This window comes from Hydrogenophaga sp. IBVHS1, from assembly GCF_002127265.1.
GTDB lineage: Bacteria > Pseudomonadota > Gammaproteobacteria > Burkholderiales > Burkholderiaceae_C > Hydrogenophaga.
Window position 1 is genome coordinate 2,248,677 of the sequence record NZ_NFUU01000001.1, and the last position, 17,959, is coordinate 2,266,635.

Below are 17,959 nucleotides of genomic sequence, written 5' to 3' on the forward strand. Positions count from 1 at the left end.
CCGGTTCAATCGAAACCCAGCAGATCAAAGATGTCGCGGTCCTTCATGGGCACCGCCGCCAGCGGCTCCACGCCGAGCCAGAGCGACGCGGCCAGGCGCATGTATTCGGCCTTCACCGCTTCGAGTTCGGGCGAGCTTTCCATCTCGAACAAGGTGGACTTTTTCAGCCGGCTGCGGCGAATCACGTCCAGATCCGGAAAGTGCGCGGCCAGCTTCAGGCCAATCTGGTTGTTGTACTTGTCGATCTGGTCGGTGGCGGCGCTGCGGTTGGCAATCACGCCGCCCAGGCGAACGTTGTAGTTCTTCGCTTTGGCGCCAATGGCCTGCACGATGCGGTTCATCGCGAAGATGGAATCGAAATCGTTGGCGGTGACGATGAGCGCTCGATCGGCGTGCTGCAGCGGTGCGGCAAAGCCGCCACACACCACGTCACCCAGCACGTCGAAGATCACCACGTCGGTGTCTTCCAGCAGGTGGTGTTCCTTGAGCAGTTTCACGGTCTGGCCCACCACGTAGCCGCCACAGCCGGTGCCAGCGGGCGGGCCGCCGGCCTCCACGCACATCACGCCGTTGTAGCCGGGGAACACAAAGTCCTCCACGCGCAGTTCCTCGGGGTGGAAGTCCACCGTCTCCAGCACGTCGATCACGGTGGGCAGCATCTTCTTGGTCAGCGTAAAGGTGCTGTCGTGCTTGGGGTCGCACCCGATCTGCAGCACGCGCTTGCCGAGGTGCGAGAACGCGGCCGACAGATTGGAGCTGGTGGTGCTCTTGCCGATGCCGCCCTTGCCGTAGATCGCAAATACTTTGGCGTTGCCGATCTTGAGCGACGGGTCGAGCTGCACTTGAAGGCTACCCTCGCCGTCTTCGCGTGCGGGCCTCCCGGAAGCGCGCCTCAGGTCGGTCAGGGGAACGGTCGTTTCCATCATGCGGGTACTCCTTCAAAAACACCTTCGAGCCGGTCTTCCAGCTCTTCGCTGGCCTGTCGGAGCGCCTGCAGAACATGGGGAGCGGGTTGCCAGAACTGGCGGTCGGACGCTTCGAGCAGCCGGCTGGCCACCCTCGCCGATGCGGTCGGATTGAGCTGTGCCAGGCGCTGGCGCATCTCGGGATCAAGCATGAAAGCCTGCGTGAGCTGCTCGTACACCCAGGGCTGCACCTGACCGGTGGTGGCCGACCAGCCCATGGTGTTGGTCAGGTGCACCTCGATCTGGCGTACGCCCTCGTAACCGTGCTTGAGCATGCCTTCGGTCCACTTGGGGTTGAGCATGCGGGTGCGTGTTTCCAGCGCCACCTGTTCGGTGAGCGTGCGCACCGTGCCGCCACCGTGGGCGTCGCGCGTCTGGTCGCCGATGTACACCGGTGCCACTTCGGCCTTCTCACCCTTGGCGCGCTGGATCGCGCGGCTCACACCGCCCAGCGTGTCGAAGTAGGTGTCCACCGTGGTGACACCCAGCTCCACCGAATCCAGGTTCTGGTAGGCCAGTTGCACGTCCGACAACACACTGTTGAGCAGCTTCGCGTGCTGCACCGGCTGACCGGCGCGGCCATAGGCGAAGCCTTTGCGGCGGCTGTAGGTCTCAGCGAGTTCGTCGGGGTCTTGCCAGCGGCTGTTGTCCACCAGGCTGTTCACGTTGGCGCCATAAGCGCCCTCTGCGTTCCCGAACACGCGCAACGAGGCGGTTTCCAGGTCGACGCCGTGCTCGCTCTGGTAAGCCAGCGCGTGGCGGCGGATGAAGTTCATCTCCAGCGGTTCGTCGGCGCTGGCGGCGAGAAACGCGGCTTCGGCCAGCAGGCGGATCTGCAGCGGCAACAGGTCGCGGAAGATGCCCGAGAGCGAAATCACCACATCCACGCGCGGGCGGCCGAGTTCGGCCAGGCCCATGAGTTCGGCGCCGGCGAGGCGGCCGTAGCTGTCGAAGCGGGGACGCGCACCCATGAGCGCCAGCGCCTGGCCGATCGGGCCCCCTTCGCTTTTCAGGTTGTCGGTGCCCCACAGCACCATGGCGATGCTGGCGGGGAACTCGTGGCCATCGGCCATGTGGCGCGCGATCAGGCGCTCGGCCTGGCGCGCACCGTCCTTGACGGCATAGGCGCTGGGGATGCGGAATGGGTCGAAGCCGTGCACATTGCGGCCCGTGGGCAGGATGGCCGGTGTGCGCAGCAAGTCGCCACCCGGCGCGGGGCGCAGGAAGCGGCCATCGAGCGCGCGCAGGATGCCGTCAATTTCGTGGTCCTGCGCCAGCAGCGCATCGGTGGCAGCGAGGCTGGTGAGTTGTGCGAGCAGCGCGGCGTCGGTGACCTGGCCACTGGCGGGACTTTGCGCGCGCAGCAGGTGCAGCGCCGCCTGCGGGGTGGCGCCCTTCACCAGCGCTTCCACCGCCGGGCGCAGCAGCTTCGCAGCCGCTCCGGGTTCACCCAGGAAGGAGTCGGCGCACGACAGCAGCAGGTCCACCCGTTCGGCGTTCGAGAGCGCTTGCCCCACCACGTGCAGGCCGTAGGGGATGAGCGTGTACTCGAGCTCCAGCACCGAGTCGTTCAGGCGAACAATGCGCGCGTCGGCCTCCGCGCCCCAGGCATCCTGCGCTTCGCACAGCGCCAGCGTGGTCGCCTGCGCCTGGATCATGGTGGCGATTTCGTCGCGCTCGGCCTGCGCCTCTGGCTCCAGTGAACGGAAGCGTTCGATCAGGTCCTTGAGTTCCATGAGGCCCTGGTAGAGCCCCGCCTGCGCCACCGGCGGCGTGAGGTAGCTGATGAGCGTGGCGGCCGCGCGGCGCTTCGCAATGGTGCCCTCGGACGGGTTGTTCGAGGCATAGAGGTACATGTTGGGCAAGTCGCCAATCAGGCGATCGGGCCAGCACAGCGCGGTCAGGCCGTTCTGCTTGCCGGGCATGAACTCCAGCGCGCCGTGGGTGCCGAAGTGCAGCGCGGCGTGGGCACCGAAATCCTCGCGAACCCAGCGGTAGAAAGCCGAGAACGCATGCGTGGGCGCAAAGCCGTGCTCGAACAGCAGGCGCATGGGATCGCCCTCGTAGCCCGGGCCTGGCTGGATACCCACGAACACGTTGCCGAAGCGCTCACCAAGCACGAAGATGCGAGCGCCGTCGCTGAGTTGCTGACCCGGTGCCGGGCCCCACTGGGCTTCGATCTGGCGCAGATGGCGTTCGCGCTTCACGTGGTCATCGACATTGATGAGCGCGTGCACATTGGCCGGCGCACCGTACTGCGCGGCATTGCCCTGAATGAGGCGTTCGCGCAGCGCGTCCACGCTCTCGGGCAGGTCCACCGTGTAGCCCTGGGCCTTCATCGCAGCCAGCGTGTTGTAGAGCGACTCGAACACCGCCAGGAACGCGGCGGTGCCGGTGTTGCCGGCGTTGGGCGGGAAGTTGAAGATCACCGCGGCCACCTTGCGGTGAGCGCGGTCGCTGCGGCGCAGATCGATCAAACGGCCCACGCGCGCGGCCAGCGCATCGGCGCGTTCGCTGCAGGTCTGCATGTCGTGCGCGCCTTCGATGGCGTCGAAGCTGCAGCCCTTGTCGCAGCCGGTGCAACTCACGTGCGACGAACTGCCGCGCCCGCCGTAGACCATGGAGCCGGTGGCGCCATCGAGCTCGGGGATCGCCACCATCATGGTTGATTCCACAGGCAGCAGGCCACGAGCGGATGCGCCCCAGTGGTCCAGCGTCTGGAACTCCACCGGCGTGACCGCGAGGTAAGGCACATCGAGCTTTGCCAGAATGTCTTCAGCCGCGTGCGCGTCGTTGTAAGCCGGGCCGCCAATGAGCGAGAAGCCAGTGAGCGAGACCAGCGCATCGATGGTGGGCTGCCCGTCCTTGCGCTGGAAGTACCCCTCGATCGCCGGGCGGTTGTCCAGCCCGGTGGCGAAGGCCGGAATCACCTTCAGGCCGCGCGCTTCCAAAGCCGTGATCACGCCGTCGTAATGACCGGTGTTGCCCGCCAGCAGATAGGAGCGCATCACCAGCAGGCCCACGGTGCCGCGCTGGCCGGTGGTGGCCACCAGGGGCAGATCGGCCACCGAGGCCGAAAGCCGCTGTTTCATGCGCGGGTGGTAGACACCCACCTCGGGATACTCCAGCGGCGCACCCACCACGCAGCGCTGGCGCAGCGCGCGGCGCGAGCCGTCGGCGTAACGTTCCACCAGAAACTGCACCAGGTTGACCATGTTCTGTTCCGAACCCGCCAGCCAGTACTGCATGCAAAGGAAATAGGCGCGCACGTCCTGCGCGGTGCCGGGGATGAAGCGCAGGATGCGCGGCAGGCGGCGCAGCATCTTCATCTGGCGCGCACCCGCCGTGCTCTTGTCTTCGGGCGAGGTGTTCACGTCGGCCGTGGATTTGCCGCGCAGCTTCTTCAGGAATGCCATCGGGCCGCTCACCGGTCCGCTCATGTCGAACTTGCCCATGCGCGTGAGCTTGGTCACTTCGGTGGCCGACATAAGGCACACCATGGCGTCGCACTTGTCGCGGCGGGCGCGCAGCGCGGGCAGCACCGGCAGGAAGTGGTCTTCCATGAAGAGCATGGTGGCGATCACGATGTCGGCGCGGGCGATGTCGTCGTTGCAGCGGCGCAGCGCAGCGTCGTCATCGCCCCATTCGGCGGCGGCATGCACCGAGAGCGAGAGCCCCGGCACGGCTTTGGCCAGGCTGCGGTGCGCGCGCTCGGCGGCACTGGCCAGGTGGCTGTCCATGGTCACCAGCACGACCTTCATGCCGGGCAAGAGCACCTGGCTCTCAGCGGCTGAAATGGGCTTTGGCATCGTAGAGCGTCTCCAGCGTGATCACGGGCAGGCCCTTGTCCCTGGCATACAGTTCGGTGTTACGGCGAGCCTTGCCGCGAACGAAGAATGGAATCTTGCGGAGTTCCTTTTCCGCCTCGATGCCCCAGGTGGTCTCTGCCGCAGCGGACACGGCAGCAGGTTGAGGGGTTGCCGCCGGCGCGGGCTTGTGCGAGCCCCCAAGGTGCGAAGGCGCGGCGTCTTCATGAAATTCGGCATCACCGCGAAACATGCCGATCAGGTGCTCTTCCAGGCCCATCATGAGCGGGTGAACCCAGGTGTCGAACAGCACGTTGGCGCCTTCAAAACCCATCTGCGGCGAGTAGCGTGCGGGGAAGTCCTGCACATGGACCGGTGCGGAGATCACCGCGCAGGGAATGCCCAGCCGCTTGGCAATGTGGCGCTCCATCTGCGAGCCCAGCACCAGCTCGGGCTGCAGCTCGGCGATGCGCGCCTCCACTTCCAGGTAGTCGTCGCTGACGAGCGCGTCCACGCCGTAGAGCTTGGCGGCGTCGCGCACTTCGCGCGCGAATTCGCGGCTGTAGGTGCCCAGGCCGACCACCGTGAAACCCATCTCGGTGGCGGCAATGCGCGCAGCGGCCACCACATGGGTCGCGTCCCCGAACACGAACACGCGCTTCGACGTGAGGTAGGTGGAATCGACCGACTTCGCGTACCAGGGCGCGCGGGCGTTGGCATCGGCCAGCACCGCCGTGGCGTCCACGCCCGCGAGCGCGGCGACCTCGGCAATGAAGTCGCGCGTGGCGCCCGATCCGATGGGCACCGTGCGCGTGCTCGGCTGCCCGAAGGTGCGCGTGAGCCAGCCTGCGGCAATCGATGCGATCTCGGGATAAAGCACCACGTTGAAATCGGCATCACCGAGACGGGCGAGGTCTGAAGGGGATGCGCCCAGCGGTGCGGTGACGTTGATGTCGATGCCCAGGTCGCGCAGCAGGCCGCTGATTTCACGCAGGTCGTCGCGGTGGCGAAAGCCCAGCGCGGCCGGGCCGAGGATGTTGCAGCGGGCGCGCTGGCCAGACTCTCTCGGTGCCCGCTTCACCTGCGGGTCGGCCAGCTGGCGAACCATCTGGTAGAAGGTTTCGGCCGCGCCCCAGTTTTCCTTGCGCTGGTACGACGGCAGTTCGAGCGCCACCACCGGCACCGGCAGATCGAGCGCCTTGCACAGGCCGCCCGGGTCGTCCTGAATCAGTTCGGCGGTGCACGAAGAGCCCACCATCATGGCCTTGGGGTTGAAGCGCTCGAAGGCCTCGCGCGCCGCGTCCTTGAAAAGCTGCGCCGTGTCGCCGCCGAGATCACGCGCCTGGAAGGTGGTGTAGGTCACCGGCGGGCGTTTGGCGTCGCGTTCGATCATGGTGAACAGCAGGTCGGCGTAGGTATCGCCCTGCGGTGCGTGCAGCACGTAGTGCACATCCTTCATGGCGGTGGCGATGCGCATGGCGCCCACGTGGGGTGGTCCTTCGTAGGTCCAGAGCGTGAGTTGCATGGCGTGGGTCTCTGCGCTCAGGCGGCCAGGCGCATGCGGCGCACCAGCGGGCGGCTGAAGAGCTCGGCCAGATCGGCCGCCTGCTCGTAGCCCTGGATGGGGGTGAAAACCAGTTCGATCGCCCACTTGGTGGTCATTCCCTCGGCTTCGAGCGGATTGGCCAGGCCCAGGCCGCACACCACAAGGTCCGGGCGTTCGGCACGGCAGCGGTCGAGCTGCTTGTCCACGTGCTGGCCCTCGCTCAGAAAGGTGCCAGCAGGCAGCAGCGCCAGCTCTTCGGCCATGTGCGTGCGGTGCAGGTAGGGCGTGCCCACCTCGGTGAGCTGCATGCCGAGTTCGCGCGAGAGGAACCGCGCCAGCGGAATCTCCAGTTGCGAATCCGGGAAGAAAAAGATGCGCTTGCCTTCCAGCTGGACCCGCTGGCGCGCGAGCGCACTGGCGGCGCGCTCGCGGGCGGGCTGCGTCACGGCGTCGAACTTGGCGGGGCTCACGCCAAAAGCGCGTGCAGCGGCCGAGAGCCAGGCGGTCGTGCCCTCCACACCGAGCGGGAACGGGGCTGGCAGGCGCTGTGCGCCACGGGCTTCCAGCGCCAGCGCGGTGTCGGCCAGGAAGGGTTGCGCCAGCAGGAAGCGCGTGTTGGGCCCCACCGCAGGCATCTGGGTGGCGCGACGCGGCGGGAAAAAGCGCACCGGGCCGATGCCCAGCTGCTGGAACATGCGCGCGAACTGGTCTTCGACCACGTCGGCCAGCGCACCCACCACCATCAACTCGGTGGGCGCACCCTGAGCGCTCGCTGGCAACACCGGCACCAGCGAAGCCAGGCAGGCGTCTTCGCCCTGGGTGAAAGTGGTCTCGATGCCGCTGCCCGAATAGTTGAGCACGCGCACCTCGGGCGAAAACCGGCCGGAAAGTCGCTGCGCGGCACGGGACAGGTCGAGCTTGATGACTTCGGACGGGCAGGAGCCGACCAGAAACAGCAGCTTGATTTCGGGCCGGCGCTCGATGAGGCGCGAGACCACGCGGTCGAGTTCCTCGTTGCAGTCGGCGAGACCCGCCAGATCGCGCTCGTCGATGATGGCCGTGGCAAAACGCGGCTCGGCAAAAATCATCACGCCGGCAGCGCTCTGGATCAGGTGCGCGCAGGTGCGCGAACCGACCACCAGAAAGAACGCATCCTGAATTTTCCGGTGCAGCCAGATGATGCCGGTGAGGCCGCAGAACACCTCGCGCTGGCCGCGTTCGCGCAGCACGGGAGCATCCACACAACCCGGCGTGTCGGCGCGGATGGGAATCACCGGGCTCATTCAAACGCCTCCCGGGGCACCAGCGCACCCTGCAGGCGCGCCATGCGCAGCTTCCACAGAAACTGCCCGGCGTTCACCACGTAGGCAGCGTAGGCGGCGAGCGCCAGCAGCATCAGGCCGCGCGGCGCCAGCCAGCCAGCGAACAGCGCCGCCAGGTAAGCCGTGTGCAGCGCCAGCACCAGCATGCTGAACACGTCTTCCCAATAGAAGGCGGGCGCAAACAGGTAGCGGCCGAACACCACCTTTTCCCAGATGCAGCCGGTGATCATGATCGTGTAAAGCGTGAGCGTCTTGATCACCACCGACACGGTGGCTGCCCACTCGCCTTCGCCCGTGGCCAGGAAACGCAGCACCAGCACCAGGCTCACCAGAAACACCAGAAACTGCACCGGTGCCAGCACCCCTTGCACCAGGGTCCACACCGTCGAGTCACGCCGCTGGCGCTCCTGCGGGGTGTAGAGGGAGCGGCCAGGTTGTGGTCGCGTTGTCTCGGGATGCATCGGTTCTGTCTCCATGGAGCCTTGAGGTCTCGCTGGAACCCAATTTAGATGGTCCCGCGAATTGTGTCAACTTAAATTGACGTATTGTTTGATTGACATTTCAAGTCAACGTAGTAAAGTTTTCTGGACGGGTATCCGGAAATGTTTTGACGCCGTGGGTTGACGGTTGTACAAACTCTCCAGCGATCGATACCGACGTATGTCCGAAGGTGCAAAAGAGTCCGGCAAAGACCGTGGCCTGCGCGATCCGCACAAGCGCAAGAGCGCAAGGAGACGAAATGGGCTCGTATTCAAGGACCTCCTCGCCGAACGAGCGCGGGGAGTTTGCTGCCGGCCCTTCTCGGCAGTGGCCGGATGGGGAGGCGGCCGCCGGCTTTCCCCCCGCCATCGACGATCTGCTGCGCACCGACACCGGTGAACCCCCGGCCGACGAGAGCCTGCGCGCCGTGTTGCTGGCCAAAGCGGTCGAATACGAAATCATCCCCCGCCTCATGCTGGCGCACCGCGTGCCGCAAGAGTGCGCGGCCTTTCCGGTGGCGGGCAACCAGCGCGTCTCGCCCGAAGACGTGGCGGTGTTCGCAGAGCTCGTGCTGCACGAGGACGACGCGGCCATCAGCGCCTGTGTGGTCGCACTGCGTGACCGTGGCGTGCCGGTGGAATCGATCTTCATGGACCTGCTGGCCCCGGTGGCGCGGCATCTGGGCGAGATGTGGGAGCGCGACCTGTGCACCTTCACCGAAGTGACGGTGGGCCTGGGGCGTTTGCAGCGGGTGCTGCGCGAGAACAGCGCGGCCTTCGCCCAGTTCAATGGCTCCACCTCGACCCTGGAGGGCCGACGCCTGCTGCTCATGCCCTGCCCCGGCGAGCAGCACACCTTCGGCCTGTCGCTCGTGGGTGAAATCTTTCACCGCGCGGGCTGGGACGTGGTGACCAACTTCCTGTCCAGCCAGGCCGCGCCGGCCATGGTGGAGAAAGACTGGTACGACGTGGTGGGCTTCTCGCTGGGCTGTGAGACCGGGATCGAGCGTTTGAGCGATGTGATGACGCTGGTGCGCAAGAAAAGCAAGAACCCCCGTGTCTCTATAATCGCCGGCGGAGCGATTTTCGGTTTGCACCCTGAATATGGTCAGCGGATTCCGGCCGATGCCATCGTGACCGATGGCCCCAGGGCCCCGGCGCTCGCCGAGAAACTGGTCAGCGATAGCCGTGAACGAAGCTGAAGATCTCGAGTCCACCTGAAGATCCGAACATGTTTTCCGTCTAACCATCCGAAAGCTCAACATGCCCCAGGCGCAGCAAGCGTATGCCGTGAGGCCATTCGATATGGCGGGGCAGTTTCTTGCCCATCTGGATGCGGAATCGGCTGCGGAGCTCATCACGGCCACCTCCGACGTGGTGCTGATCCTCGACAAGGACGGCGTGATTCGGGACATGGCACTCAGCAACGCCGACATGCTCGGCGAGGGTTGCCAGCACTGGCTGGGCAAGGCATGGACCGACACGGTGACGGTTGAGAGCAAGCCCAAGATCGAAGCGCTGCTCAAGAGAAATGGCGACGCTGCCACCGATGGCGTGCGCTGGCGCCACATCAACCACCCGGTGAACGACAAGGCCGACCTGGCGCTTTCGTATTCGGTGGTTCAACTACCCATCGCCCAGGGCGATGAGGCCACCGCCCATGCCGTGGCCTTCGGCCGCGACCTGCGCAGCCAGGCGGCATTGCAACAGCGGCTGGTGACAGCGCAACTCTCCATGGAACGCGACTACTGGCGCCTGCGCCAGGTCGAGACGCGTTACCGCCTGTTGTTCCAGATGGCGTCCGAGCCGGTGATCATTCTTGAAGGCTCGATCGACAAGCTGGAGGAAGCCAACCCGGCGGCCTACGAGCTCTTTGGCGAGCGAGCCCGTGCACCGAGCTGGACGCTGGCCAGCAGCCTCGATCCCGCCAGCGTGGCGGTGCTGCGCGAAATGCTCGACCGCTTGCGCGCCAGCGGCAAGGCCGATCCCTGCGAGGTGCGTCTGATCGACGGTGCGCAGGACATGCTGGTCTCGGCTTCCCAGTTCCGCCAGGAAAACACCCTCCATTTCCTGCTGCGCTTCACGCGCCCGCAAGACAGCGTGGCGCCCAGCATCACGCGCGGCAAGCAGCGTTTGCTGCAGGTGATGGAAAGCGCGCCCGATGGGCTGGTGGTGACCGACATGGAAGGCCGCGTGCTCAGCGCCAACCGTGCCTTCCTCGACATGGGCCAGCTCGGCACCGAAGACCAGGCCCGGGGTGAAGTGCTCGACAAGTGGCTGGGCCGCACCGGGGTGGATTTCCGTGTGCTGCTCACCAACCTTCGCCAGCATGGCACCGTGCGCCTCTTTGCCACGCAAATGCGCGGGGAGTACGGCTCGAACTCCGAGGTGGAAATCTCCGCGGTGGCCGTCAACAGCGGACCGCAGCGCTGCCTGGGCTTCACCATCCGCGACATGGGTCGCCGCCTCACCAACGACGGCCGCAGCGCCAAGGAATTGCCGCGTTCGGCCAGCCAGATGACCGAGCTGGTGGGCCGCCTGCCGCTGAAGGATATCGTGCGCGAAACCACCGACCTGATCGAACAGCTTTGCATTGAAGCTGCGCTGGAACTCACCGGCGACAACCGCGCTTCGGCCGCAGAAATGCTGGGCCTTTCCCGGCAGAGCCTCTACATCAAGCTGCGCCGGTTCGGCATTCTTGAAGGCGTCGGCGAAGACACCCACTGAACCGCCCCTGAAGCCATCAAAAACCAGCTGCAAACCAGCTGGTTTTTTCGTTTGCGGTGCAGTCGGCAACCGACCGTCCGGGTTGGATTGGTGTTTACGATAGTGAGTGTCATTTTTAATTGACACTATTCAGGTCCAGGTGTACAAGCTTTGCCATGAAGCTCCCTGCCCTGTCCGCTGTCACCGAGCTGTTCAAACCCATCACCTGGTTTCCGCCCATGTGGGCTTTCGCCTGCGGCGTGGTGGCTTCCGGTGTGTCGATGGATGGGCGGTGGTTGCTGGCCATTGTGGGCATTGCGCTGGCGGGGCCACTCGTGTGCGCCACCAGCCAGGCGGTGAACGACTGGTACGACCGCCACGTGGACGCCATCAACGAGCCGCAGCGCCCCATTCCGTCGGGCCGCATGCCGGGGGCATGGGGCCTGTACCTCGCCATCATCTGGACGCTGGTTTCTCTTGCAGTGGCCACTGTGCTTGGCCCCTGGGGGTTTGGCGCCGCTGCGCTGGGCCTGCTGCTGGCCTGGGCGTACAGCGCACCCCCTGTGCGCCTGAAGGAAAACGGCTGGTGGGGCAACGCAGCCTGCGGCATCAGCTACGAAGGCATCGCCTGGATCACCGGCGCGGCCGTGATGGCCGGCGGCGCCATGCCGGGCGGTGAGTCGCTGGTGCTGGCCGCGCTCTACAGCGCCGCCACCCACGGCATCATGACGCTCAACGACTTCAAGGCAGTCACGGGTGACCGCCAGATGGGCGTGCGCTCGCTGCCGGTGCAACTCGGTGTGGACCGCGCCGCGCGCGTGGCCTGCTGGTTCATGGCGGTGCCGCAGATGGTGGTGATCGCGCTGCTGCTGGCGTGGAACCAACCCCTGCACGCCGCCGCGCTCGTGGTGCTGCTGGCGCTGCAGTTCTTCATGATGCGCCGCTTCATCGCGGCGCCGGTGGAGCGAGCGCTCTGGTACAGCGGCTTCGGTGTGCCGCTGTTTGTGGCGGGCATGATGGTCAGCGCGTTTGCGCTGCGGGGTCTGGCCGGGGTGAGCCCATGACGCCCTTCGGCTGGGCCCGCATTGCCCGCCTGGGTCTGGTCCAGATGGCCATGGGTGCCATCGTGGTTCTCACCACCTCCATCCTCAACCGCGTGATGGTGGTCGAGCTTGCCTTGCCCGCGCTGCTGCCGGGCGTGCTGGTGGCCCTGCACTACGCGGTGCAGCTCGCAAGACCCCGCATGGGCTTCGGCTCCGACGTGGGCGGACGGCGCACGCCCTGGATCGTGGGCGGCATGGGCGTGCTGGCCCTGGGGGGCGTGGTCGCTGCGCTGGCCACGGTGTGGATGGCCAGCTACCCCACGGCCGGCATGGTGCTCGCGATGCTGGGTTTTGCACTGGTCGGGCTGGGCGTGAGCGCGGCCGGCACTTCGCTGCTGGTGCTGCTGGCCAAACGCGTGCCCGAAGGTCGTCGCGCCGGCGCTGCCACGCTGGTGTGGATGATGATGATCGCTGGCTTCGCCATCACCGCCGGCCTTGCCGGGCACTGGCTCGATCCCTATTCCCCCGAGCGCCTGCTGCTGGTGAGCAGCAGTGTGTCGGTGCTGGCCCTGTTGCTTACCGCGACAGCGCTGCGCGGGCTCGAAGGCGCCGCGCCCACCTCCGGCGCATCCCCTGCCGACACCGCAGAAAAGCCCCGCTTCCGCGAGGCCCTGGCCCAGGTGTGGCATGAACCGGTGGCCCGACGTTTCACCATCTTCGTCTTCGTCTCGATGCTCGCCTTCAGCGCGCAAGACCTCATCCTGGAGCCATTCGCGGGCACGGTGTTCGGCTACACGCCGGGCGAGTCCACGCAGCTCTCGGGCGTGCAGCATGGCGGTGTGCTGGCCGGCATGCTGCTGGTGGCGCTGGCCGGTGCCATCGGCGCGCGCTTCTCGCACCACTCGGTTCTGCGCCACGCCGGTTCACTGCGCGGGTGGACCATCGGGGGCTGCTTCGCCTCGGCCATGGCGCTGTTCGCACTGATGTTCGCCGGTCTGCAGGGCATGGGCTGGCCGCTGAATGCCACAGTGTTCGCGCTCGGCGTGGCCAACGGCGCTTTCTCGATCGGCGCCATCGGCTCCATGATGAGGCTGGCCGCGCAAGGCCGGCAGGCGCGCGAGGGTGTGCGCATGGGTTTGTGGGGCGCCGCGCAGGCCGTGGCCTTCGGCCTGGGCGGGTTGGTGGGCACCGGCGCGAGCGACCTGGCGCGCTGGCTGATCGCTTCGCCCGGTGCGGCTTACGCCATGGTCTTCGCGCTGCAAGCCCTGGCCTTCCTGCTTTCGGCTGTGCTGGCCTGGCGCCTTGCGGCGCCGGTGGCACGCGCCGCATCCGTCACAGGTTTCCACCACGCGGGGGAATCCTTCGCCGCAGGCTCCACACCGAGGCCACAATCATGAACACCACCGAAGAGATTTTTGATGTCGTCGTCATCGGCGGCGGCCCGTCGGGTGCCACAGCGGCCCACGAACTCGCCCGCCTGGGCCGATCGGTGCTGCTGCTGGACCGCGCCGGGCGCATCAAGCCCTGCGGCGGCGCAATACCGCCGCGCCTCATCAAGGACTTCGCCATTCCCGACGAACTGCTGGTGGCCCGCGCCCAGTGCGCGCGCATGATCGCGCCGTCGAACAAGCACGTGGACATTCCGATCGACAACGGCTTTGTGGGCATGGTCAACCGCGAGGCGTTCGACGAGTGGCTGCGCGAGCGCGCCCGCGCGGTGGGCGCCGTGCGGCGCACGGGCCAGTTTGAAAAACTGCAGCGCGGAGCCGATGGCGTGAGCGTGGTGCACTACCGCGTGCGGGATCGCCATGACCGAGGTGAGGGCACGCCGGCCTGCGTGCGCGCCAGAAGCATCGTGGGCGCCGACGGAGCGCGCTCGGAAGTGGCGCGTCAGGGTGGCGTGCCGGGAGCAGAGCGCACGAAGTATGTGTTTGCGTACCACGAGATCGTCCGTGCACCCGCACCCGAAGACCGCTCCGCAGACTACGACGGCGCGCGCTGCGACGTGTACTACCAGGGCCGCTTTTCGCCCGATTTCTATGGTTGGGTGTTCCCGCACGGCGACACGCTGAGCGTGGGCACCGGCAGCGCCGACAAAGGCTTTTCGCTGCGTGGTTCGGTGCAGCGCATGCGCGAAGCCAGCGGCCTGGCTGGCGCCCAGACCCTGCGGCGCGAAGGCGCACCGATCCCCATGAAACCCCTCCCGCGCTGGGACAACGGCCGCGACGTGGTGCTGGCCGGCGATGCCGCTGGTGTGGTGGCGCCCGCCTCGGGCGAGGGCATTTACTACGCCATGGTGGGCGGTCAGCTGGCCGCCCAGGCCGTGAATGAAATGCTGGCCACCGGCAATGTGCAGGCGCTCAAGCTGGCTCGTCAGCGCTTCATGAAGCAGCACGGCACGGTGTTCTGGGTGCTGGGCATCATGCAGTCGTTCTGGTACGGCAGCGAAAAGCGGCGGGAACGGTTCGTCAAGATTTGCGAAGACCGCGATGTGCAGCAACTCACGTTCGAGTCGTACATGAACAAGCAGCTCACGCGCAAGAAGCCCATGGCGCATGTGCGCATTTTCTTCAAGGACCTGGGCCACCTGCTGGGCCTGGCCAGAGTGTGATGGGTGTGGATCCGGGTGTGATGCACCTGCTGCTGGACGCGGTGATCGCCTTCACGTTGCTGGAAGGAGTGGCGCTGTGGCTTCATCACGCCACCACGGGCAGAGGGCTGGCACCGCGCGACTACGCCCTCAACATGGTCTCGGGCTTGTGCCTCATGCTGGCGGTGCGCGCCGCGCTCGGAACGGCCATGGAGCCCTGGATTGCCGTGTGCCTGGCAGGCGCTGGCCTGGCACACGGTCTTGATCTCTGGCGCCGCTGGCAGCGCCAGAAGCGCGAACTCAAGCCTTCTTGACGTAAGCGCTGCACCACGCGTTGGCGCCGACCATCTTCCCGGGGAAGATGCCGCATCCGCCTGCAGGTTCGGCGGCCTTGCCGGTGTAGAGCTGGCAAGTGCCGCACTTCTGGCCGGCCGCGTATTTCGGATACTTCTTGGTGTCGACCTTGGTGGCATCGGCCGCGTAGCCGAGCGCCACCGCCGTGGGGTCTTTCTCGTTGACCATGGCAGCCGTCTGGGCCTGGGCCGTGGCGGCCAGCAGCGCGGAACCGCCCGCAGCCACCTGAATCATGAAGACGCGACGATTTGAACCGTTCATTTGTAGACCTCGTGGGGAAATGCAGGATTGCGCGGCCATGCTACTGCGCACCTGTTAACGCCGTCTTAACAAACGTAACGCTTGACTGGCGCGGTCACCCATTGCCGCCGGCGCCTCGGAGGGTGTGGAAGGCGCGGTGCTTACACTTGGGCGGTCGACAAGCACCACGATGAGCCCACAAGACTACGTTCAGCAAAAAGCTGCTGCCTCAGGCAGCAGCTTCTATTACGCCTTTCTTTTCCTGCCACCCGAGCGCCGCGCTGCCATCACCGCTTTCTACGCCTTCTGCCGCGAGGTGGACGACGTGGTGGACGAGGTGAGCGACCCGGCGGTGGCGCAGACCAAGCTCGCCTGGTGGCGGCGCGAGGTGGCGCAGGCTTTCGCGGGCACGCCCACGCACCCGGTCATGAAGGCGCTCATGCCGCTGTGCAAACCGTACGAGATCGAATCCCGCCACCTCCTGGCCGTGATCGACGGTTGCCAGATGGACCTGGAGCAAAACCGCTACCTGGACTTTGCCAACCTGCAACGCTACTGCCATCTGGTCGCCGGCGTAGTGGGCGAGGTGGCTGCGCGCATCTTCGGCCAGACGCAGGTGCGCACCACCGAATACGCACACCGCCTGGGCCTGGCGTTCCAGCTCACCAACATCGTGCGCGATGTGGGCGAAGACGCCACGCGCGGTCGCATCTACCTGCCGGTGAACGAACTGCAGAGCTTCAATGTGAAGGCCCATGAACTGCTGCAGCGCGGCAGCGCTCCCGGCACCGACGCCGCCGATTTCCGCCGCCGCTTCACCGCGCTGATGCAGTTCCAGTGCGCCCGAGCCCAGCAGACCTATACCGACGCTCTGGCCCTGCTGCCCGAGGCCGACCGCCGCGCCCAGAAGCCCGGCCTGATGATGGCCAGCATCTACCGCACGCTGCTGAACGAAATTGCGGCCGATCCCATGCTGGTGCTGACGCAGCGCGTGAGCCTGACACCCCTCAGAAAATTCTGGCTGGCCTGGAAAGTCCAGGCGCTGGGCAGGCTGTGAAACTCGCCATCGTCGGCGCCGGCTGGGCCGGCATGGCGGCGGCAGTGGAGGCCGCCTCGCGTGGCATGAACGTGACCGTCTTCGAGGCCACACGCACGCTCGGGGGCCGTGCACGCGCCCTGCCCGCGAGTCTGCCCGATGGCACACCCGTGACGCTGGACAACGGACAGCACATCCTGATTGGCGCCTACAGCGAAACACTGGCGCTGATGCGGCGTGTGGGCATCGATCCACGCAAACAACTGCTGGCCCTGCCGCTGGCCTTGCCCTACCCCGACGGCTCGGGCATACGAACGCCAACATGGGCCGCGCGCTGGCCGGCACCGCTCGACGCCCTGGCCGCCATCGCCACCGCGCGCGGCTGGACATGGCGCGATCGGCTGGCGCTGGTGCGAATGCCCCTCACCTGGCAACGTATGGGCTTCACCTGCCCGCCCGCGCAAAGCGTAGCCGATGTGTGCCAGGGCCTGCCGCAGCGCGTGATGAACGAGTTGATCGAGCCGCTGTGCGTCTCGGCACTGAACGTACCTGCGCAGGAAGCGAGTGGCCAAGTTTTCCTGCGTGTGATGCGCGACGCGCTCTTCGGCGCGGGCAGCCACGGCTTCAGCGCTTCCAGCCTGCTGCTGCCCAGCACCGATCTATCCGCGCTGTTTCCGCAGGCTGCCGCCGACTGGTTGGCGAGGCGGCACGGCGAGCGCTTCAGCCTTCGCATGGCCACCCGCGTGACGGCGCTGCGCGCACAGGGAACGCAGTGGGTGCTGCGTACCGACGACCGCGAAGAAGTCTTCGACCGTGTGATCTGGGCCACGGCCGCAAGCCCGGCGGCGCAGGCCATGGCGGAGGCGGTGGACGCCCCAGCGGCTCTGCGCGCCTGGGCCGCCACAACCCAGGGGCTTTCTTTCACCGCCATCACCACGGTCTACACCTGGGGCGCCGGCGTGCGCCTCGCCGTACCCATGATCGCCCTGCGCGAAGGACCCGCGCAATTCGTGTTCGACCGCGGCCAGCTGGAACCCGACAACGCCTCCGTGCAGGGCGTGCTGGCGTTCGTGGTAAGCGCGAGCCAGGGCGAGCGCGACGATCTGCAGGCCAAGGTGCTGGTGCAGGCCGCGCGCGAGTTGAACCTGCCTGCGTTGCAAGCGGTGCAGACCGTGGTGGAAAAGCGCGCCACGTTTGCCTGCCTGCCCGGCACTCAGCGGCCGGCGGCGTGCATCGCACCCGGCCTGTGGGCGGCCGGCGACTATGTGGACGGACCCTACCCCGCCACGCTCGAAGGTGCCGTGCGCAGCGGCATGCAGGCTGCGGCGGGAACCTCTGCAGACCCAAGCGTTCCCACTTGAGCCATTCCGTCAACCCACCCCCAGGAAAGGAACCTCTCAGGATGATCGGCACCATCTCCACCCGCCCCCTTCTCGCCGCCATCGGCATCGGCCTGCTCGTGCTCGCCAGCGGCGCGGCCACGGCGCAGAACATGGTCAGCGTGAAGGGCAGCACCCTGAACATGCGCGAAGGCCCCGGCACCCACACACCGGTCTTGTGGGAGTTGAAGAAGGGCTATCCGCTGCAGATTACTCAGCGCAAAGGCAGCTGGCTCAAGGTGCGCGACTTCGAGAACGACACCGGCTGGGTGGCGCGCTCGCTCACCGGCAACACGCCGCACCACATCGTCAAATCGAAGATCGCCAACATCCGCAGCGGGCCCGGCACGCAGCACCGCATCGTCGGCAAGGCGAGCTATGGAGACCTTGTGCGCACGCGCGAGAAGCGGGCCGACTGGGTGCGCGTGGAGCGCGAAGGCGGCGTGGGCGGATGGATCGCGAAACGTCTGCTCTGGGGCTGGTGAACCCGCTC

The 17,959-nt window shown here is 66.6% G+C and carries 15 protein-coding genes; 9 read left to right on the plus strand and 6 right to left on the minus strand.

Annotated features, from left to right (window positions below):
* Nucleotides 1-5 precede the first annotated feature (5 nt).
* From bchL to bchF, 5 genes are read right to left on the minus strand one after another with little or no spacing between them, the layout of a single operon-like run.
* Complete coding sequence (gene bchL, locus CAP37_RS10745) at nt 6-926, minus strand: ferredoxin:protochlorophyllide reductase (ATP-dependent) iron-sulfur ATP-binding protein (RefSeq protein WP_086124150.1); 921 nt, start codon at nt 924-926, stop codon at nt 6-8.
* Entirely contained in the window at nt 923-4,774 is a 3,852-nt protein-coding gene (locus tag CAP37_RS10750) for a magnesium chelatase subunit H (protein ID WP_086124151.1), read from the minus strand. Before CAP37_RS10750 ends, bchL begins: the two co-directional genes overlap by 4 nt.
* Entirely contained in the window at nt 4,749-6,296 is a 1,548-nt protein-coding gene (bchB, locus tag CAP37_RS10755; RefSeq protein ID WP_086124152.1) for a ferredoxin:protochlorophyllide reductase (ATP-dependent) subunit B, read from the minus strand. The genes CAP37_RS10750 and bchB overlap by 26 nt, the downstream gene beginning before the upstream one ends.
* Before the next feature lie 17 nt (nt 6,297-6,313).
* Nucleotides 6,314-7,600: a ferredoxin:protochlorophyllide reductase (ATP-dependent) subunit N gene (locus CAP37_RS10760; protein ID WP_086124153.1), complete on the minus strand. Its 1,287-nt coding sequence runs from the start codon at nt 7,598-7,600 to the stop codon at nt 6,314-6,316.
* Complete coding sequence (gene bchF / locus CAP37_RS10765; protein ID WP_256926934.1) at nt 7,597-8,100, minus strand: 2-vinyl bacteriochlorophyllide hydratase; 504 nt, start codon at nt 8,098-8,100, stop codon at nt 7,597-7,599. The genes CAP37_RS10760 and bchF overlap by 4 nt, the downstream gene beginning before the upstream one ends.
* A 278-nt stretch (nt 8,101-8,378) precedes the next feature.
* On the opposite strand from bchF, the gene CAP37_RS10770 reads away from it, so the two are divergent.
* The 6 genes from CAP37_RS10770 (at nt 8,379) to CAP37_RS10795 (ending at nt 14,771) form a co-directional block, all read left to right on the plus strand.
* A complete protein-coding gene (locus CAP37_RS10770) occupies nt 8,379-9,320 on the plus strand; it encodes a B12-binding domain-containing protein (protein ID WP_086124155.1) in 942 nt (313 codons plus the stop codon).
* 61 nt (nt 9,321-9,381) lie between these two features.
* Complete coding sequence (ppsR, locus tag CAP37_RS10775; protein WP_256926935.1) at nt 9,382-10,845, plus strand: transcriptional regulator PpsR; 1,464 nt, start codon at nt 9,382-9,384, stop codon at nt 10,843-10,845.
* A gap of 155 nt (nt 10,846-11,000) precedes the next feature.
* On the plus strand, nt 11,001-11,888 hold the full coding sequence (chlG, locus tag CAP37_RS10780; protein ID WP_086124157.1) for a chlorophyll synthase ChlG: 888 nt from the start codon (nt 11,001-11,003) through the stop codon (nt 11,886-11,888).
* Nucleotides 11,885-13,264 (plus strand): BCD family MFS transporter, encoded by a 1,380-nt coding sequence (locus CAP37_RS10785; RefSeq protein ID WP_086124158.1) that lies wholly within the window; start codon nt 11,885-11,887, stop codon nt 13,262-13,264. The genes chlG and CAP37_RS10785 overlap by 4 nt, the downstream gene beginning before the upstream one ends.
* A complete protein-coding gene (locus CAP37_RS10790; RefSeq protein ID WP_086124159.1) occupies nt 13,261-14,478 on the plus strand; it encodes a geranylgeranyl diphosphate reductase in 1,218 nt (405 codons plus the stop codon). The genes CAP37_RS10785 and CAP37_RS10790 overlap by 4 nt, the downstream gene beginning before the upstream one ends.
* Before the next feature lie 20 nt (nt 14,479-14,498).
* Complete coding sequence (locus CAP37_RS10795; protein ID WP_086124942.1) at nt 14,499-14,771, plus strand: hypothetical protein; 273 nt, start codon at nt 14,499-14,501, stop codon at nt 14,769-14,771.
* Here the strand turns inward: CAP37_RS10795 and CAP37_RS10800 are convergent.
* Nucleotides 14,758-15,072 (minus strand): high-potential iron-sulfur protein, encoded by a 315-nt coding sequence (locus CAP37_RS10800; protein ID WP_086124160.1) that lies wholly within the window; start codon nt 15,070-15,072, stop codon nt 14,758-14,760. The genes CAP37_RS10795 and CAP37_RS10800 overlap by 14 nt on opposite strands.
* 169 nt (nt 15,073-15,241) lie before the next feature.
* Here CAP37_RS10800 and hpnD point away from each other — a divergent pair, with 169 nt between their 5' ends.
* From hpnD to CAP37_RS10815, 3 genes are read left to right on the plus strand one after another with little or no spacing between them, the layout of a single operon-like run.
* Nucleotides 15,242-16,108 (plus strand): presqualene diphosphate synthase HpnD, encoded by an 867-nt coding sequence (gene hpnD, locus CAP37_RS10805; protein ID WP_086124161.1) that lies wholly within the window; start codon nt 15,242-15,244, stop codon nt 16,106-16,108.
* Nucleotides 16,105-17,448 carry a hydroxysqualene dehydroxylase HpnE gene (gene hpnE / locus CAP37_RS10810; protein WP_086124162.1) on the plus strand — a complete coding sequence of 448 codons (1,344 nt, stop codon included), beginning with the start codon at nt 16,105-16,107 and terminating at the stop codon, nt 17,446-17,448. The genes hpnD and hpnE overlap by 4 nt, the downstream gene beginning before the upstream one ends.
* A 41-nt stretch (nt 17,449-17,489) precedes the next feature.
* The gene (locus tag CAP37_RS10815; protein WP_086124163.1) at nt 17,490-17,951 is read left to right on the plus strand and encodes an SH3 domain-containing protein; all 462 of its coding nucleotides are present in this window, start codon (nt 17,490-17,492) and stop codon (nt 17,949-17,951) included.
* Nucleotides 17,952-17,959 lie beyond the last annotated feature (8 nt).

Excerpts from the sequence above, each read along its gene's own strand:
- bchL (WP_086124150.1), bottom strand. The coding sequence starts at position 926 with ATGATGGAAACGACCGTTCCCCTGACCGACCTGAGGCGCGCTTCCGGG.
- CAP37_RS10750 (WP_086124151.1), bottom strand. The coding sequence starts at position 4,774 with ATGCCAAAGCCCATTTCAGCCGCTGAGAGCCAGGTGCTCTTGCCCGGC.
- bchB (WP_086124152.1), bottom strand. The coding sequence starts at position 6,296 with ATGCAACTCACGCTCTGGACCTACGAAGGACCACCCCACGTGGGCGCC.
- CAP37_RS10760 (WP_086124153.1), bottom strand. The coding sequence starts at position 7,600 with ATGAGCCCGGTGATTCCCATCCGCGCCGACACGCCGGGTTGTGTGGAT.
- bchF (WP_256926934.1), bottom strand. The coding sequence starts at position 8,100 with ATGCATCCCGAGACAACGCGACCACAACCTGGCCGCTCCCTCTACACC.
- CAP37_RS10770 (WP_086124155.1), top strand. The coding sequence starts at position 8,379 with ATGGGCTCGTATTCAAGGACCTCCTCGCCGAACGAGCGCGGGGAGTTT.
- ppsR (WP_256926935.1), top strand. The coding sequence starts at position 9,382 with ATGCCCCAGGCGCAGCAAGCGTATGCCGTGAGGCCATTCGATATGGCG.
- chlG (WP_086124157.1), top strand. The coding sequence starts at position 11,001 with ATGAAGCTCCCTGCCCTGTCCGCTGTCACCGAGCTGTTCAAACCCATC.
- CAP37_RS10785 (WP_086124158.1), top strand. The coding sequence starts at position 11,885 with ATGACGCCCTTCGGCTGGGCCCGCATTGCCCGCCTGGGTCTGGTCCAG.
- CAP37_RS10790 (WP_086124159.1), top strand. The coding sequence starts at position 13,261 with ATGAACACCACCGAAGAGATTTTTGATGTCGTCGTCATCGGCGGCGGC.
- CAP37_RS10795 (WP_086124942.1), top strand. The coding sequence starts at position 14,499 with ATGCACCTGCTGCTGGACGCGGTGATCGCCTTCACGTTGCTGGAAGGA.
- CAP37_RS10800 (WP_086124160.1), bottom strand. The coding sequence starts at position 15,072 with ATGAACGGTTCAAATCGTCGCGTCTTCATGATTCAGGTGGCTGCGGGC.
- hpnD (WP_086124161.1), top strand. The coding sequence starts at position 15,242 with ATGAGCCCACAAGACTACGTTCAGCAAAAAGCTGCTGCCTCAGGCAGC.
- CAP37_RS10815 (WP_086124163.1), top strand. The coding sequence starts at position 17,490 with ATGATCGGCACCATCTCCACCCGCCCCCTTCTCGCCGCCATCGGCATC.